17 protein-coding genes are annotated in these 16,694 nt (G+C 61.5%); 4 read left to right on the top strand and 13 right to left on the bottom strand.

Annotation, left to right across the window (positions count from 1 at the left end):
- Positions 1-158: 158 nt before the first annotated feature.
- Positions 159-368 carry a cold-shock protein gene (locus NUV89_RS20570; protein ID WP_002554837.1) on the bottom strand — a complete coding sequence of 70 codons (210 nt, stop codon included), beginning with the start codon at positions 366-368 and terminating at the stop codon, positions 159-161.
- A 388-nt stretch (positions 369-756) separates the two neighbouring features.
- On the opposite strand from NUV89_RS20570, the gene dcd reads away from it, so the two are divergent.
- Both dcd and NUV89_RS20560 read left to right on the top strand, forming a co-directional pair.
- Positions 757-1,323 (top strand): dCTP deaminase, encoded by a 567-nt coding sequence (gene dcd, locus NUV89_RS20565; RefSeq protein WP_257782745.1) that lies wholly within the window; start codon positions 757-759, stop codon positions 1,321-1,323.
- A gap of 107 nt (positions 1,324-1,430) precedes the next feature.
- A complete protein-coding gene (locus NUV89_RS20560; RefSeq protein ID WP_257782744.1) occupies positions 1,431-1,631 on the top strand; it encodes a hypothetical protein in 201 nt (66 codons plus the stop codon).
- 15 nt (positions 1,632-1,646) lie between these two features.
- On the opposite strand, the gene pdeM is transcribed toward NUV89_RS20560, so the two are convergent.
- The 5 genes from pdeM to NUV89_RS20535 form a co-directional block, all read right to left on the bottom strand.
- Positions 1,647-2,297: a ligase-associated DNA damage response endonuclease PdeM gene (pdeM, locus tag NUV89_RS20555; RefSeq protein ID WP_257782743.1), complete on the bottom strand. Its 651-nt coding sequence runs from the start codon at positions 2,295-2,297 to the stop codon at positions 1,647-1,649.
- Entirely contained in the window at positions 2,297-4,777 is a 2,481-nt protein-coding gene (locus NUV89_RS20550) for a ligase-associated DNA damage response DEXH box helicase (RefSeq protein WP_257782742.1), read from the bottom strand. Before NUV89_RS20550 ends, pdeM begins: the two co-directional genes overlap by 1 nt.
- 61 nt (positions 4,778-4,838) lie before the next feature.
- Positions 4,839-6,221, bottom strand: a complete 1,383-nt coding sequence (locus tag NUV89_RS20545) for a glycosyltransferase family 39 protein (RefSeq protein ID WP_257782741.1) — start codon at positions 6,219-6,221, stop codon at positions 4,839-4,841.
- 30 nt (positions 6,222-6,251) lie between these two features.
- On the bottom strand, positions 6,252-7,187 hold the full coding sequence (locus tag NUV89_RS20540; RefSeq protein ID WP_257782740.1) for a glycosyltransferase family 2 protein: 936 nt from the start codon (positions 7,185-7,187) through the stop codon (positions 6,252-6,254).
- Positions 7,159-7,545: a GtrA family protein gene (locus NUV89_RS20535; RefSeq protein WP_257782739.1), complete on the bottom strand. Its 387-nt coding sequence runs from the start codon at positions 7,543-7,545 to the stop codon at positions 7,159-7,161. Before NUV89_RS20535 ends, NUV89_RS20540 begins: the two co-directional genes overlap by 29 nt.
- 132 nt (positions 7,546-7,677) lie before the next feature.
- On the opposite strand from NUV89_RS20535, the gene NUV89_RS20530 reads away from it, so the two are divergent.
- A complete protein-coding gene (locus tag NUV89_RS20530) occupies positions 7,678-8,355 on the top strand; it encodes a response regulator transcription factor (RefSeq protein WP_257782738.1) in 678 nt (225 codons plus the stop codon).
- Positions 8,339-9,544 (top strand): HAMP domain-containing sensor histidine kinase, encoded by a 1,206-nt coding sequence (locus tag NUV89_RS20525; RefSeq protein ID WP_257782737.1) that lies wholly within the window; start codon positions 8,339-8,341, stop codon positions 9,542-9,544. Before NUV89_RS20530 ends, NUV89_RS20525 begins: the two co-directional genes overlap by 17 nt.
- Here NUV89_RS20525 and NUV89_RS20520 read toward each other — a convergent pair.
- The 7 genes from NUV89_RS20520 to NUV89_RS20490 all read right to left on the bottom strand — a co-directional run bounded on the left by NUV89_RS20520 (position 9,537) and on the right by NUV89_RS20490 (position 16,592).
- Positions 9,537-10,301: an ABC transporter ATP-binding protein gene (locus tag NUV89_RS20520; RefSeq protein ID WP_257782736.1), complete on the bottom strand. Its 765-nt coding sequence runs from the start codon at positions 10,299-10,301 to the stop codon at positions 9,537-9,539. The genes NUV89_RS20525 and NUV89_RS20520 overlap by 8 nt on opposite strands.
- 13 nt (positions 10,302-10,314) lie before the next feature.
- Positions 10,315-11,433, bottom strand: coding sequence for a succinylglutamate desuccinylase/aspartoacylase family protein (locus NUV89_RS20515; protein ID WP_257782735.1), 1,119 nt, complete (start codon positions 11,431-11,433; stop codon positions 10,315-10,317).
- Positions 11,434-11,442: 9 nt separating this feature from the next.
- Complete coding sequence (locus NUV89_RS20510) at positions 11,443-12,153, bottom strand: ABC transporter permease (protein WP_017739084.1); 711 nt, start codon at positions 12,151-12,153, stop codon at positions 11,443-11,445.
- Positions 12,150-12,878: an ABC transporter permease gene (locus tag NUV89_RS20505; protein ID WP_257782734.1), complete on the bottom strand. Its 729-nt coding sequence runs from the start codon at positions 12,876-12,878 to the stop codon at positions 12,150-12,152. The genes NUV89_RS20510 and NUV89_RS20505 overlap by 4 nt, the downstream gene beginning before the upstream one ends.
- A 58-nt stretch (positions 12,879-12,936) precedes the next feature.
- Complete coding sequence (locus tag NUV89_RS20500) at positions 12,937-13,716, bottom strand: transporter substrate-binding domain-containing protein (protein ID WP_124526007.1); 780 nt, start codon at positions 13,714-13,716, stop codon at positions 12,937-12,939.
- A 240-nt stretch (positions 13,717-13,956) separates the two neighbouring features.
- Positions 13,957-15,591 (bottom strand): ATP-dependent DNA ligase, encoded by a 1,635-nt coding sequence (locus NUV89_RS20495; protein ID WP_257782733.1) that lies wholly within the window; start codon positions 15,589-15,591, stop codon positions 13,957-13,959.
- On the bottom strand, positions 15,588-16,592 hold the full coding sequence (locus NUV89_RS20490) for a ligase-associated DNA damage response exonuclease (protein ID WP_257782732.1): 1,005 nt from the start codon (positions 16,590-16,592) through the stop codon (positions 15,588-15,590). The genes NUV89_RS20495 and NUV89_RS20490 overlap by 4 nt, the downstream gene beginning before the upstream one ends.
- Positions 16,593-16,694 lie beyond the last annotated feature (102 nt).

Raw genomic sequence — 16,694 nt, 5'->3', positions numbered from 1 at the left:
GACCGGTTTATCAGTTACACCGAGGCGCTGCTATCGCAGGCAAGCCAGCTCCCACATAGGTTTGGCTCCCACATTTTTTATGCCCGGTATCACCAAATCCCAGGCATAAAAAAACCCCGCTTTTAAGGGCGGGGTTTTTTCGACTAAGTCAGTACAAGTTAGATAACTTGAACTTCTTCAGCTTGCATGCCTTTCTGACCGCGGGTAGCGATGAAAGAAACCTGTTGGCCTTCTTTCAGGCTTTTGAAGCCGTCGGATTGGATAGCTTTGAAGTGAACGAACAGGTCGTCACCGGATTGTGGAGTGATGAAGCCGAAGCCTTTTTCATCGTTGAACCACTTAACGGTACCAGTTTGGCGATTAGACATGGTGTATCTCCTTGGACAAAGTTAACTGCGACTCAGGAAAAGCCCTGGCCGAGACTGAGTGCAAAGAGCAGGAAAAATTCTTGGAGATGGTTGGATCGAAATTCAACATATCGTGTAGAGATTCTCAGTGACACAAGCAGCACAGTGGCGCCACCTTAACCCTTTTTCCGGAACGTGCCAATGGTATTTCCGAAGGTTTCTCTATTTTCGTGACTGGCGGTGGTATTTATCGCCACTGGTCGCCACAAGCAGGGTCCCGGCCCCGCTGGCTGCGGCTTATAGCAGGCAGGCCTGTGGTGAAGAAAAGCCCGACGCCCTTTGAACCCCAACGCCGGCCCCGGTAAGATGCCCAACAGAATTTTTCCACCTCGCTATTCAGGACACCGCCATGAGCATCAAATCGGACAAGTGGATTCGCCGCATGGCGCAAGAGCACGGCATGATCGAACCCTTCGTTGAGCGCCAGATCCGTGGCCAAGGCGACAGCCCTGTGATTTCGTACGGTGTTTCCAGCTACGGCTACGATGTGCGCTGCGCCGATGAGTTCAAGGTGTTCACCAACATCAACTCGGCGATCGTCGATCCGAAGAACTTTGACGAAAAGAGCTTCGTCGACGTCAAGAGCGACGTGTGCATCATCCCGCCAAACTCCTTCGCCCTGGCGCGCACCGTGGAGTTCTTCCGCATCCCCCGCGACGTGCTGACCATCTGCCTGGGTAAGAGCACCTACGCGCGCTGCGGCATTATCGTCAACGTGACGCCACTTGAGCCCGAGTGGGAAGGTCACGTGACCCTGGAATTCTCGAACACCACCACCTTGCCGGCAAAGATCTATGCCAACGAAGGTGTGGCGCAAATGCTGTTCCTGCAGTCCGACGAGGCCTGTGAAGTGTCCTATAAAGACCGTGCGGGCAAGTATCAGGGCCAGCGCGGGGTCACCCTCCCACGCGCTTGATCGAAAGGTCTTACACGTAAAGGGAATTTGTCAGCGGGCAGGCACTCTATTGGGTGTACTGCCTCGGTGCGTGCACAACGCCCCGAGCCACGCTTGAGGAGTTCCTTATGAAGATCGACCCGCGAATCAGCGCCGAACTTGCCCGGCTTGAACCCAATCAGATTGGTGTTTTGGCCTGGTCCCTGATGGCCAATCCCGCCTTCGCGGGCGGCATCCCACACCAACCTGACCCAGACTCCCCGGAACCCATTGAGGAGCCCGGTTCGCCGACCATTCCCGATGAGCCGCCTCCCGCGCCCGTTGCCTGACCCTCGGCTGGCCAGTCAAGCGACTGGCCAAACCCTCTGATCGCCGATCACAAAGATCTGGCGCCCATCGCCCTGTGCTACTTCATGCCCGCCGGTGAACGCACCAAACGCCGGCAGCAGGCTGATACGCCCGCCGATCTGGAAACACGGCAGGCGCAGGCTTTGTCGAGCCTTGCCACGCAGTCGATAGACCGGATGCACATGCCCCGCCAGTACGTGGTAATCGGGATGTGCGTGCGGTTCATGCTGTAGCGCAAAGGGGCCCATCAACAGCGGCTCCGCTACCACGTCGATCGTCAGGCTCAGGGGCGGGTCGCCTGCACGTTTGTCGTGATTGCCGCGAATCAGGGTGATGTGCAGCGCCAGGTTGCTGGTACGCCACTCCTCCAGCGCCCGCAGCGTACCGCTGGCGTGAGAGCCGGGGCCGTGCAGGAAGTCGCCGAGGAAGATCAGGTGCGTGCATGGGTACGCTGACAGCAACCGATCCAGCCGCCGCAGATTATCGGTGGTGGTGCCCTGCGGCACCGGCTGCCCCAGGCTGCGATACGCCGACGCTTTGCCAAAGTGCGCGTCGGCAATCAACAGGCATTGGCGCGTGGGCCAGTACACCGCTTTGTCCGCCAGCAGCCATAGCTCCTCGCCCTCCAGCGTCAATGAATAATGCATCAGCGCTTCCCATGATCCGCGACGTTGTCCAGATCCTTGACCATCCGTGCAATGCGCTCCGACAGTTTTTCCGAGCTGAGGCTTTCGCGCATGCGCTCTACCAGCAGCGGGAAAGCCAGGGGCGTAGGACGTTCGATAACGTGCAGGTCCAATTCCAGGGTGGAGAGGTGGCGCAAGGTCTCTTCCAAACGACGAATATCCAACTCATTGCGCAGGACTTCTTCCCCGGCTTGGGCCAGCAGGAGGTTCTGCGGGTCGTATTGTTTGAATACCTCGAAGAACAACCCGCTGGAGGCCTGCACCTGCCGCGTGCTTTTGGGCGCGCCCGGATAGCCGGCGAACACCAGCCCGGCAATGCGAGCGATTTCTCGAAAGCGCCGCAGGGCCAGCTCGCCGGCGTTGAGGCTGGCGGCCACATCCGTCAGCAACTGCTCCGGGCTCAACAGTGCAGCGTTCAATAGACCCGGCCAATCCACAGGCGTGGCGCTCAATAGCTCCAGCCCGTAGTCGTTGACGGCAATCGAGAAGGTCACCGGCTGCAACTGGCTGACTCGCCACGCCAGCAGGCTCGCCAACCCCTGGTGGACCTGGCGCCCGGCGAACGGGTAGAGAAACAGGTGCCAGCCTTCCCGCGACTTCAGCGCCTCGGCCAGCAAGTGCTTGCGCGTTGGCAAACCGGACCAGCGCAACTGGGTGTGCAGCAGCGGTTGCACCGCCGCCATCTCCGGGCCGTCAAAATGCCCGTGCGCGGCGGCGTCAAAACGCTCCACCAGCGCTTGGGCCAGCTCGTTGGAGAGTGGCATGCGCCCGCCATTCCAGCGTGGCACGGCGGCTTTTTTCGCGGTACTGCGGCGCACATAGGCGGTCATATTTTCCACGCGTACCAACTCCAATAAACGCCCGGCAAACAGAAAACCATCCCCCGGCTTGAGCCGGGCAATAAAGCCTTCCTCGACGCTACCCAGGTTTTTGCCGCCGCCGCCCTTGCTCCAGAACTTCAGCTGGATACTGGCATCACTGACGATAGTGCCCACGCTCATGCGATGGCGACGTGCCAGGCGCGCATCCGGGACGCGCCAAATGCCGTGTTCATCGGGCTCGACGCGACGGTAATCCGGGTAGGCCGTCAGCGACAGGCCGCCATGGCGCACAAACCCCAAGGCCCAGGCCCATTCAGCCTCGCTGAGGTCGCGATAGGCCCACGCGCCGCGCACTTCAGCGAGCAGCGCATCGGGCGTAAACCCGCCGCCCAATGCCATGCTCACCAAATGCTGTACGAGTACATCCAAAGGCTTGTGGGGCGATTCGCGGGCTTCGATACGGCGCAGGGCGATCGCGTCCTGGGCAGCGGCCGCTTCCATCAGTTCCAGGCTATGGGTCGGCACCAGTGTCACCCGCGACGGCCGTCCGGGCGCATGGCCGGAGCGCCCGGCGCGTTGCATCAGGCGGGCCACGCCCTTGGCCGAACCGATCTGCAGCACCCGCTCCACCGGCAGAAAGTCCACCCCCAGGTCCAGGCTTGAGGTACACACCACGGCCTTGAGCTGGCCATCCTTCAGTGCACGCTCCACCCAGTCACGGGTATCCCTGGACAGCGAGCCGTGGTGCAGGGCAATCACCCCGGCCCAATCAGGGCGCGCTTCGAGCAAGGCCTGGTACCAGATTTCCGCTTGCGCCCGGGTATTGGTAAACACCAGGCAACTGCGGCTGGACGCCACCTCTGCCACCACCTGCGGCAGCATCTTCAAACCCAGGTGTCCGGCCCACGGAAAACGTTCGATAACGGCGGGCAGCAAGGTGTCGACAATCAGTTGTTTACCGGTCTGCCCCTGCACATTGATGCCGTTGCCGTGTGGGACCAACACCTCCAAGGCGTGAGCCTGATTACCCAACGTCGCCGAAATCCCCCACACCACCAACTCGGGATGCCAGCGCCGCAACCTTGCCAACGCCAGTTGCAGTTGCACGCCACGTTTATTGCCGATCAGTTCGTGCCATTCATCCACGATAACCATGCGCAGGTGCCCCAGGCTTGTCTCGCTGTCGGCCCGCGCCAGCATCAGCGTCAGGCTTTCCGGGGTGGTCACCAGCGCGCTGGGTTGGCGTCGGGTTTGCCGGGCGCGTTCGCTGCTGCTTGTATCGCCGGTGCGCAGGCCAACGCTCCAGGGAATCTGCAAGGCTGCCAGCGGCGCCTCAAGCGCCCGCGCGGTGTCGGCGGCCAAGGCGCGCATGGGGGTGATCCACAGTACGGTCAGGGGTTCGGCAGGCGGTTTGCGTTTGCCCGTCACGGGTGGGCGGGTGATGGCGAAGCGGTTCAGCGCGGCAAACCACAGGGCGTAGGTTTTACCGGCCCCCGTGCTGGCGTGCAGCAAGCCCGAACGGCCTTGCTTGACCGCGCGCCATACGTCTTTCTGGAATGCGAACGGCTTCCAGCCTTGGGCGGCAAACCATTGGCTGGCGAAGTCGAAGTGAGGGGCCATGCGACGGCTGACGCTCTGAGGGGCTTATTCCACAGACCCACCCGCGGCACCAAAGGTTTAACTAAAGCGCCACGGCGCAGTAGTGCAGTTGCGAGCCGTTGGCCTGGCCGACGGTGCGGCAGGCCGGTGGCAATGGCTGCGGCTTGTCCAGGCGTTGCACCAGATAGAAGTTCTCGGCCTTGGGCAGTTGCTGCAGGTTCTTGCGGTGACGCGCCCAGCCAGCGCTATAAAACTCGGCCGAGTATGAGCGCGAGCCCAGGTAGATCAAGTCACCCGGGGCTGCGGCCTGTTGCTCTTTCCAAAGCGCCACGATGGCCACCTGGTTCTGCGGGCGGTCGGCTGCCTTGCCGCTGAGGATCAACGCGCTGCCTGTCACCGGCAATGCCAACGCCACGGCAACGATAACGGCTGCGCGCATGTGCCGGCAGATCACGTCGGCGAGCAATACCGCCCAGGCCGGCAGCGCGGGCAGCACATAGGTCCAGAGAATGTTGGTGGACATGGTGAAAAACAACGGCGCCGAGGCCGCCCATGCCAGCACAAAGATGAAGTATTCGGGTTGCCCGCCAAGGTGCCCGCGCAGCTTCACCAGCAGCGGCAAAAAAAGCGCCCAAGGCATGAGCCCGGCCAACAGGTGCAGCCAGATCATTCCCAGCGGCTGGGCATGGGCGCTGCCATATAGATCGCCCTGCCATTGGCTGATGACATAGCGGCTGAAATGCTCGCCGACGATGAAGTATTCCAGGAACCCGGGGGTTTTCTGTTCTGCCAGCCAATACCAGGGCAGGGCGACGGCGAGCGTCAATAGGCTGCCGGACAGCCAGGGCAGGCCCAGCAGGCGGCGCCAGTGGGCGGTGACCGCCAGCCATATGGCGGCTGGCAGCGCTATCAGCACCAGGGTCAGCGGGCCTTTGGCGAGCAGGCCCAGGCCCAGCCCGAAAAAGCCGGCCAGGGCCCATTCGCGATCACCGTGCATCAACCCGCGCCACAGGCCCAAATGCGCGAGCAGCAAGGCGAACGCCAAGGCGCCGTCGGTCAACACGGCGCCGCTGGAGAGGAACCCGAGGGTGCACGTCGAATAGATGATCGCGGCCGTCAATCCGACCTGCAGGCTTCGCTCCTGGCTGGCGAAGCGCACGATCAACAGGCAACTGGCGGCGTGCAGCAGCCAGCTGGAAAAGCGGCTGGCAAACTCGCCGATGCCGAGCACTTTCATGCTCAGCGCCTGCGCCCAGAACGACAGTGGCGGTTTGCCCCAGAACGGTACGCCGTGATCGAACATTGGCGTGATCCAGTCGTTGGAGGCGAGCATCTTGCGGGCAATTTCCGCGTAGCGCGCTTCCGATGTGTCCATGAGTGGATACAGCCCGAGCGTCCCCAGGCGCACAAGCAGTACGCCCAGCAGGATTGCCCAGAGCAAACGAATGGAAACGGAAGGGTTCATACCGTTAGCCTCACAAGTGGATAAATGAGTTCAAGGTTGTTCGCGCTTGCACAGGGATTTTGGCCTGGGGCTGACCACCATCAGTACCCGGCCGACGTACTCACCCACCACGGCGGTGCCCAGGCACAGCAGCAGGATTGCCTGCAGCAGCAGATGCTGAGGGGTCAGTTCGCCAAACGTCGCCACGCCTGCGATCCACAACGAGCCGAGCAGAAAGCTGATCCCGCTCAAATAGCTGTACATCCGCAAGGGGCGGGTAGAGAACGCAAGAATCGAGTCCGCTCCCAGGTTCAGTAACGAGCGCGACGACCATTTGGACGTGCCCGCCTGGCGCGGCTTTCGGTCGTAGTTCACTTCGGTGGTGGGGTAGCCGAGCCAACTGACCAGTATTTTCAGGACGCCGGCGTTGTCGTCCATGGCGCGAATGGCGGCCAGCGCATTGGGGCCGATCAGGCGGAAATCGCTGACTTCCCTGGGCACATCGAAGTCATCGATCAACTGGTCCATGACGGCGTAGTAGAGCCTGGCCGTCGTGCGTTTGAGCCAGGGGTCGCAATGCCGTGAGCGGCGCTGCATGTTGACGATTTCAAAGCCCTTGTGCCATTCCTGCACCATCAACGGGATCAACTCGGGTGGGTCCTGCAGGTCGCAATCGAGGATGATGACTGCACGGCCCCGCGCTTCGTTGATCCCTGCGCGCATGGCGGCCTCTTTGCCGAAGTTACGGTTCAAATGCAGGCTTCTGGTTCGGCCATCGAGGGAATATTGATCGATTATTGCGGCTGTTTCATCTTGACTTCCGTCATTGATGTAAAGCACTTCGGTAGTGATTTTTAATTGTTCAACGATAGCCATGAGGCGCGCGTGAAATTGCGCCAGTACGCATTGTTCGTTAAAGCAGGGAATCAGCAGGGTAAGTTCTATCGGCGGTGGGGAATCACTGGGAGTGTGCGCGCTTGATGTCATGTTTGAATACCCAAAGATGATTGATCGTAAACCCCAGCACGGTCACGGCGGTGAGTGCCGTTAGTTGTGCGAGATGCGGTTGTACGCCCCAGTGGGTCAGTAACCCGACGATGAGCGTGTTCGCGGCCACTTGGCTGGCCGCAGTGACGGCGAACCGCACGCCACTGCACTGGCGCCCGGCAAATACCCAATGCCTGGCGAGGCAATAGGCGGTCCCGGCCCCGCTGATGCTGGCGCAGAGTGTTGAAATGACCGGGCCGCACCACGCCAGCAAGCAGGTGAATATCACCAGGTGGACGAATGTGGCGATGCAACCGGCTCCCAAGTAGCGAGTTAATAATTCAAGTGTGTTTGGCATGCCGGGAATGTATAAGGTCGAATGTGAATCAAATGTCACGTTACGTAAATATGGCGAGCGATTGTTGTAGGGGGTTAGTTAGTTACTGAAGGAATAATCTTTACTGCGTGTATGAATTTGGAGTTGGCTCTGATGGATATATTACTGGTGGAAGACGATCATGTATTGGCAGGTTCGCTGGGGGATTATCTGGCCGAATTTGGTTACGACGTCGACTTCGCTCGCGACGGTCGAAGTTGCCTGGAACGTGTTCGCAAGCATGAATACGACCTGATTGTGATGGACGTCGCCATGCCCCGCCTGAGCGGGTTTGACACCTGCCGCCAATTACGCAGCGAGCAGGTTCAGACCCCGCTTATCTTTTTGACCGCCCGTGACGCGTTGCCCGACAAGGAAGAGGGCTATGCCGTCGGCGGCGACGACTACCTGGTAAAACCGTTCGAGCCCCAGGAGTTGCTATGGCGCATTCGTGCGCTGATGCGCCGGGGTGTCCCGCGTCAGCCGCACAGCCCCAGGCAGCTGGGGGACCTGGTGCTTGATTCGACAGTGCAATCCTTGAGCCACCACGGCACCGTCACTGTGCTGCCAACGCTCCAGTTCTGCCTGCTGAGCCTGCTCGCCGATGCGGCACCGCAGCCCGTCAGCCGGCGCAGGCTCGAGGCGGCGCTGTGGCCCGAAGGCGATCCGCCCGAGAGCGACGCACTGCGCACCTACATCTACCGACTCCGGCAAGCCCTGGGCAAGCCCCATGGCAACGATCTGATCCGCACCGTCCACGGCAAAGGGTATCGCCTTGCTATTCCCTACTGACTCGTTTTTCGCGCGCATTCTCTACGCGCTGCTGCCGTTCATGGCGCTGATTACCTTGTTTTACAGCCTGCTGATCTGGGCTGCCGTGATCCTCACCGAGGACTACATTGTCTCCAGCTACCTGAACCTGGAGGCGCAGGCGTTCCAGGGCAAGTACGCCCAATCGGGCCGCGCCGCCGCGATGCCCAACACGATCTACCTTCAAGGCTACTGGTCAACGGACGCCAACCTGCCCGCGACGGTCGGACACCTGCCCGTTGGCCACCATGAGATCGAGAAAGAGGATATTCATGTGCTGGTCAGTGAGGTGGCCGGCGAAGCGGCATTGCTAGTGCTGGTCATGGATGAGTCCAGCCTCAGCCAAACCGAAGGTTATCGTGGGCAGGTCTTCGGGCTGTTGTGCGCGGTGGCCGGCTTGATCCTGATCCTGGGCGCGATCCTCGCCATCGCGATTGCCCGGGCCATTGCCCGGCCGGTCAGCCAGTTGGCGGCGCAGGTGGCTGGTGCACCCGCCGGGCCGCCCTGTTTCAGCGGGGTTGAGCGCCAGGACGAAATCGGCACATTGAGCCGCACACTGTCGTCACTGGTGGCCCAGCAAAACGCTGCGTTGCTGCGCGAGCAAGCGTTTACCCGGCACGTCAGTCATGAGTTGCGCACCCCCCTGAGTATCCTCAACAACAGCCTGGCGATCCTGCGCCTGCCGGGGTGTGGGGCGGACAAAAGAGCGCGCAGCCTGCAGCGTATGGAAGGGGCGCTGGCCGGGATGAAAATGACGATTGAGCTGTTTCTGAGCCTGGCCCGCGCGCCACGTCAATTGGCGCCCGAGGCGATTGACCTGGCGGCGATCGTCATCGAGCAGATCGAAAAGTACCCATGGCTCTATCCGTTTGCCGCAGGCGCCCCGACATTTACCGGCGCCGCGCCGTTCACCCTGGCGGCCAGCGAGGCAATTGCCCGCAGCGTGGTGCAGAACCTGCTCGGCAACGCGGCCCAGCATGGCGCCGGGAAAGTCCGGGTCATCCTCACCGAGCAGCGTTTGGTCATCCTCAATAACCGTGACGAGCAGTGCCTGTCACAGGGCTATGGGTTCGGCCTGGAGATAGTCGCCCGCGCCTGCGCGCATACGGGCTGGCAGTTCGACACACGGCGCACGCGGCATACGTTCCGGGCGTGCATCAGGTTTACTTGAGGTTGCCGCTGAGGAACTGCCGCAAACGTTCACTTTTCGGCTGCCCCAATACATCCTCCGGCGCGCCTTGCTCTTCCACCAGGCCCTGGTGCAGGAACAGCACCTGGCTCGACACCTTGCGCGCAAAGCTCATCTCGTGGGTCACCATAATCATGGTGCGGCCTTCTTCGGCCAGGCCCTGAATCACTTTCAACACTTCGCCCACCAGCTCCGGGTCAAGGGCCGAGGTCGGTTCGTCAAACAGCATCACCTCCGGCTCCATCGCCAGGGCGCGGGCGATGGCCACCCGTTGCTGCTGGCCACCGGACAGAAACGCCGGGTATTGATCGGCCACACGCGCGGGCAGGCCGACTTTTTCCAGGTAATGCCGGGCGCGCTCCTCGGCGTCCTTCTTGCTGCAACCCAGCACCCGGCGCGGGGCCATGGTGATGTTTTCGAGCACGCTCATGTGGCTCCACAGGTTGAAGTGCTGGAACACCATGGCCAGCCGCGTGCGCAGGCGCTGCAACTCGGCATCGTCGGCCACGCGCATGCCGTCGCGGTCGCTGACCATGCGGATCGGCTGGCCGTCCAGGGTCATGGCGCCGTCATTGGGGGTTTCCAGGAAGTTGATGCAGCGCAAGAAGGTGCTCTTGCCCGAGCCGCTGGCGCCGATCAGGCTGATGACGTCACCGGTCTTGGCCTTGAGCGAGACACCTTTGAGCACCTCATTGTCGCCATAGCGTTTATGCAGGCCTTCAACGGTCAATTTGTACATGGGGCGTGCATCCTCAAGGCGAAAGTAGATAGCCGCTACGGTAGGCCTCGGTGCCTGCGACATGGCCAATGACCATCCCGGCAGTGGCCATGCGGCGTAGCGAACGGGCGTAAAGCAGGCCGGCCTTCTGGCAGTGCACGGGCGTTACGCGGTCGGTGATGGGGTCGATGATTTCGGCGACCAGTTGCCCGGCTTCCAGGTATTCGCCGGGCAGGGCGCGGAACACCAGCAGGCCGCCGACGGGCGTGGCGACGGGCTCGACGCCGGCCAGCGGCGTGGCTGGGTAGGGCAAGTCGGGCAGCGGCGCAACCTCGCCGGCGATGGCGCCGAAGTGGATCAGATAATCGATGATCGCCTGGCAATCGAGGCTGGCCAGGCCGTGGTTCACATCGCCCTGGCCGCGCAGTTCGACGGTCACCGAAAAACTGCCCAAGGGGATCGGAAAGCGCTCGCCGAAGCGTTGCTGCAACTGCCACCAGACCAGGGTGAAACATTCATCGAAGGATTGCCCACCCGAATCGGTGGCGAGCAAGTTGGCTTCCGAGCCGATGTAGCGCGCCAGCGGCTCTACCTGCGGCCAAGCGTCGGGCGTGGTGTACAGGTGCGCCACGGCTTCGAAGTCGCAATGCAGGTCCAGCACCATATCGGCATCGCACGCCAGGCGTTGCAGCACCAGGCGCAGGGACTGCAATTGCGTCTGCGCGGTTTGCTCCGCCAGGGCAGCGGACAGTGCCGCACGGATCAGCCGCGCATTGTGCTGCGGGTCATCGCCGAGCAATTCCTCGACCTGGTTACCCACCGCTTCACTGAGGTCGATAAACAGGCGATTGAAATTCTGCCCGCTCTCCAGCTCGTAACGGCCCAGGGGGATATCCATCAGCACCTGTTCCAGGCCCAGCGGATTGGCCACCGGCACCAGCACGATTTCACTGCGCAGGCGCCCGGCGGCGGCCAGTTCGGCCAGGCGCACCTTCAAGTGCCAGGCCACCAACATGCCCGGCAGCTCATCGGCATGCAGCGACGACTGGATATAGATCTTGCCCCCGGCCTGTTCGGGGCCGAAGTGGAAACTGTGAACCTGCCGCGCCGTGCCTGGCACCGGCGCAATCAGTTCATGAACCTGATGACGCATGAAGACTCCTTAGTGGCTCGGCCCGAGAAAGGCCAGCCAGCGGCGCTCCGCCAGCCGAAACAGACCGACCAGGGCAAAGGTCACGGTCAGGTAGATCAGCGCAGCGATGCCGAATGATTGAAAGGTCATGTAGGTGGCCGAGTTGGCATCCCGGGCCACCTTGAGAATATCCGGCACGGTTGCGGTAAAGGCCACCGTGGTCGAGTGCAGCATCAGGATCACTTCGTTGCTGTAGTAGGGCAGCGAACGACGTAGGGCCGAGGGCATGATTACGTAGGCATACAGCTTCCAGCCGCTCAGGCCGTAAGCCTTGGCCGCTTCGACTTCGCCATGGGCCATGCTGCGAATCGCCCCGGCAAAAATCTCCGTGGTGTAGGCGCAGGTGTTGAGGGCGAAGGCGAGGATGGTGCAGTTCATCGCGTCGCGAAAGAACGCATCCAGCAACGGCTGCTCGCGTACCGCCGCGATGCTGTAGATGCCGGTGTAGCAGATCAGCAGCTGGATATAGAGCGGTGTGCCACGGAACAGGTAGGTATAGAACTGCACCGGCCAGCGCACCCAACGCTTGCGCGATACCCGGGCGATGGACAACGGGATCGACACCAGGAAGCCAATCACCAGCGAGGCGCTGAGCAGCCACATGGTCATGGCCAACCCGGTGATGTGCTGGCCGTCGCTGTACAGGAACGGGCGCCAGTATTGCTGCAAGAGCTCGATCATCGCACCGCCTCCCGGGACCCGGCGGAGTAGCGCCGCTCAAGCCTGCGCAACACAAAGTTGGAAGCGCTGGTAATCAACAGGTAGATCAACGCGGCGACCACCAGGAAATAGAACAGTTGATAGGTACTCTTGCCCGCATCCTGGGCCGCCTTGACCAGATCGGCCAGGCCGATGATCGACACCAGCGCCGTGGCCTTGAGCATCACCATCCAGTTGTTGCCGATGCCCGGCAAGGCAAAGCGCATCATCTGCGGGAAGGTCACGTAGCGAAACCTTTGCCCGCGCTTGAGGCCGTAGGCGGTCGCCGCCTCCAGTTGGCCACGGGGCACGGCGAGGATCGCGCCGCGAAAGGTCTCGGTGAAGTAGGCACCGTAGATAAAGCCCAGGGTGATAACCCCGGCGCTGAATGGGTCGATCTCGATGTAGTCCCATTCCATAAAGTCGGTAAAGCCGGTCAGCCAGATTTGCAGGCTGTAGAAAATCAGCAGCATCAGCACCAGGTCGGGCACGCCGCGAATCAAGGTGGTGTAGAGCTGGGCGGGGATGCGCAGCAGGCGCAGGCTGGACAGTTTGGCGCTGGCGCCGAGCAGGCCGAGCACGACGCTGACGGCCAGGGAAGCGACCGACAGTTTCACGGTCATCCACGTCCCTTGCAGCAACAACGGGCCGAACCCCTTCAAGCTGAAGGCACCCAGCCCCAGGGTTTGCAAAAGATCTTCAAACATGAATTCAGGACCTATGGCGATAAAAAAGCGCCCACCCGAACCGGTGGGCGCCAGGGTGTTATTTACCGCTGTACAGGTTCAGGTCGCCGAAGTGTTTCTTCTGGATGGTGGCGTAGGTGCCATCATCGTGTAACGCTTTGATACCTTTATCCAGCAAGGCCTTGAGGTCTTTGTTACCTTTTTTGATACCGACCGCCGTTTTCGACGGCAGCAATGGGTCATCAATCGCCGCGCTCACTTCATAACCGGCACCGGCGGGCGACTTCAAAAAGCCCAGTTCGGCTTGCAGCATGTCTTGCACCGAAGCGTCGAGACGCCCGGAGGTCAGGTCCGCGTAGACCTGGTCCTGGTTGGCGTAGGCTTTGGTGGTCACACCGGCCTTGTCCAGTACGGCCTTGGCGTAAGCTTCCTGGATGGTGCCTTGCTCGTAGCCCACGGATTTACCCTTGAGGGACTCCGGCGTGGAGAAACCTGCACCTTTCTTGAACACCAGGGACGTCGGGCCGGAGAACAGCTCGCTGGAGAAGTCGATGGCCTTTTCACGGGCTGTGGTCACGGTCATCGACGAAATCACACCGTCGAACTTGTTGGCGTTGAGGCCTGGAATCATGCCGTCAAAATCACTTTCGACCCACTTGCACTTCACTTTCAGCTCGGCGCAGATCGCATTGCCCAAGTCGATATCAAAGCCCACCAGGCTGCCGTCGGCGGCTTTGGATTCGAACGGTGCGTAGGATGGATCGACACCAAAACGCAGTTCCTTGTATTCCTTGGCCAACGCGGAACCTGCGGCCATGCACAGAGCCAGTGCAGAAAGGGTCAGCAATGCTTTTTTCATTATGTAATCCCTTGAAACCAAGATAAGCGCTTGTGGCGCGATTAGGACTGTTACTGAACGGTGTCAGACGCAACATCGGTAGCAATTTCTGAACCATAGTTCCGAATAAGCGTTTTAAAAGGTGGGAATAAGGAAAGCCGAGTGTAGGAGATGCCCGAAACTGGGCACTGAAAATCCAGCGCACCATTTCAGAACATATGAAGATCAACTGTGGGAGCTGGCTCCCACAGGGGGTATGTGTCAGGTCAGGAGGTCTTGCAGGGTTGCCAGGCTATCCGCCTCATCCACCGCCTTATCCTGCCGCCACCGCAACATCCTCGGAAAGCGCACAGCAATCCCGCTCTTATGCCGCTTGGACAAGGCAATCCCTTCAAACCCCAGCTCAAACACCATGCTCGGCGTCACGCTGCTGACCGGGCCGAATTTTTCCACGGTGGTCTTGCGCACAATGGCGTCGACCTTGCGCATTTCTTCATCGGTGAGGCCGGAGTAGGCCTTGGCGAATGGCACCAACGTTCGCTCGCTGCCAGGGGGGCCGTCCCACACGGCAAAGGTGTAGTCGCTGTAGAGGCTGGCGCGCCGGCCATGGCCGCGCTGGGCGTAGATCAACACCGCGTCAACGCTGAACGGGTCGACCTTCCACTTCCACCACAGCCCCATGTCCTTGGTGCGGCCCACGCCATACAGGCCTTGGCGATCCTTGAGCATCATGCCTTCCACGCCAAGGCTACGGGAGGCTTTGCGTTGTTCGGCCAGGTCGTCCCAGGTTGCACCGTTCAACAGCGGCGAGGGTTGCAGCACGGGTTGGTTGCACTTCGTAATCACCTGCTCAAGTTGGGTTCGGCGTTCGGCCTGGGGATGGCTGCGCCAGTCGTCGCCTTGATGCTCCAACAGGTCATAGGCCAGGACGATCACTGGGGCCTCTTCCAGGACTTTCTTGCTCAACGTCTTGCGTCCGATGCGCTGTTGCAGCAGGGCAAAGGGTTGCACCGCGTCTTTCCACACCACGATTTCGCCGTCGATCACCGTCCCATCGGGCAAGCCACTGACCAGGCTGTGCAGTTCGGGGAAGCGTTCGGTGACCAATTCTTCGCCGCGGGACCATATCCACAGGCGGCCCTCGCGCTTGACCAACTGCGCCCGGATGCCATCCCACTTCCATTCCACCTGCCAGTCGCCGGGAGCGCCGAGCACGGTGTCGAACTGCTCCACCGGTTGGGCCAGCCCGTGAGCGAGAAAAAACGGATAAGGCTGCCCGCCCCGTTGCGCATGCTCGTCGGACGATTCGGCGGCGATCAGCTTGAGGTAGCCCTCAGGCGTAGGGCGGTTCGATAAATCCGTGTAGCCCACTAGCCGCTGCGCCACGCGTTTACTGTCGAGGTCGGCCAGGGCGGCCAGGGCGCGGGTCACCAGCAGTTTGGATACGCCTACGCGAAAGCTGCCGGTAATCAACTTGATGCACACCATCAGGCTCGGTTGATCCAGCTGTGCCCACAGCGCCGGCAGCCGCTCGGCCAATTCCAGGGGTGGGAGGCCGCGCAGGGGCAGCAGTTTTTCTTCCAGCCACACGGCCAGGCCGTCCTCTGAGGTGTAGGGCGATTCCGGTAGGAGCAGGGAAATGGTCTCTGCCAGGTCGCCGACCGATTGGTAGCTTTCTTCGAACAACCACGGCTCGATACCCGACGCCTCGGTGGCCATGTCCCTAAGCAGGCGCGTCGGCACCAACTGCCGAGGCCGCCCGCCGGAGAGGAAATACACGGCCCACGCCGCATCTGCCGGCGGCGCCTGGCGGAAATAGGCCTGCAACGCGGCAAGCTTGGCATTGCTGGAGGTGGTGGCGTCGAGGTTGGCGTACAGCTCGGCGAACGCTTTCATACGCCAGCCTCTTCTTCGTCATCGCCGTACTCGGTAGTAAAACCTTGGGCGTCGAGGCCTTTTTCCCGCAGGTGGCGCACCAATACGCCCACAGAACCGTGGGTGACCATGACCCGCTCGGCGCCGGTTTGCTCAATGGCCCACAACAGCCCGGGCCAATCAGCGTGGTCCGACAGCACAAAGCCGCGGTCGACCCCACGGCGGCGCCGGGTGCCGCGCAGGCGCATCCAGCCACTGGCGAAGGCATCGCTGTAATCGCCGAAACGCTTGATCCAACTGCTGCCGCCAGCGGAGGGCGGCGCAATAATCAGGGCTTGGCGCAGCAGTGGGTCGGTCTTTTGAAAGTCTCCGGCGTAGAGCGTTGGCGGGATGTAGATACCGGCTTCGCGGTAGACGCGGTTCAAGGGTTCGACCGCGCCATGGCTGAGGATCGGGCCGAGGCTGGCGTCGATCCCATGCAGGATGCGCTGGGCCTTGCCGAAGGAATAACAGAACAACACGCTGGCCTTGCCAGCGGCGATATTGGCCTGCCACCAATCGTTGATCCCGGCGAAGATCTGCGCCTGTGGCTGCCAGCGATAGATCGGCAGGCCGAAGGTGGATTCGGTGATAAAGGTGTGGCAGCGCACCGGCTCGAACGGCGCGCAGGTGCCGTCGGGCTCGACTTTGTAGTCGCCGGAGGCCACCCAGACCTCGCCCCGGTACTCCAGGCGCACCTGGGCCGAGCCGAGCACATGCCCGGCGGGGTGAAAACTCAAGGTCACGCCGTGATGGTTCAGCTGTTCGCCGTAGGCCAGGGTTTGCAGGTTGATGTCCTGTCCCAGGCGCGAGCGCAGGATACCTTCGCCGGGGGCGGCGGCCAGGTAGTGCGTATTGCCGGTGCGGGCGTGATCGCCATGGGCGTGGGTGATGACCGCACGTTCCACTGGGCGCCAGGGGTCGATGTAGAAATCGCCGGCGGGGCAGTAGAGGCCTTCGGGGCGGGCGGTGACAAGGTCCATGGGATGACCGGGGAGGTGGGCTTGTTAATTATGAGGCGGGGCTGGGTGCAGAAGTTCGAGAAGGTGTATGGAAAAGCCAGGTTGACCCTCACACCCGGTAAG

The sequence above is a fragment of the Pseudomonas sp. 18.1.10 genome (assembly GCF_024655625.1).
In the GTDB taxonomy this organism is placed as follows: Bacteria; Pseudomonadota; Gammaproteobacteria; order Pseudomonadales; family Pseudomonadaceae; genus Aquipseudomonas.
Note: the sequence above shows the minus strand (reverse complement) of the source record. Positions and strands in the feature narration are given on the sequence as shown.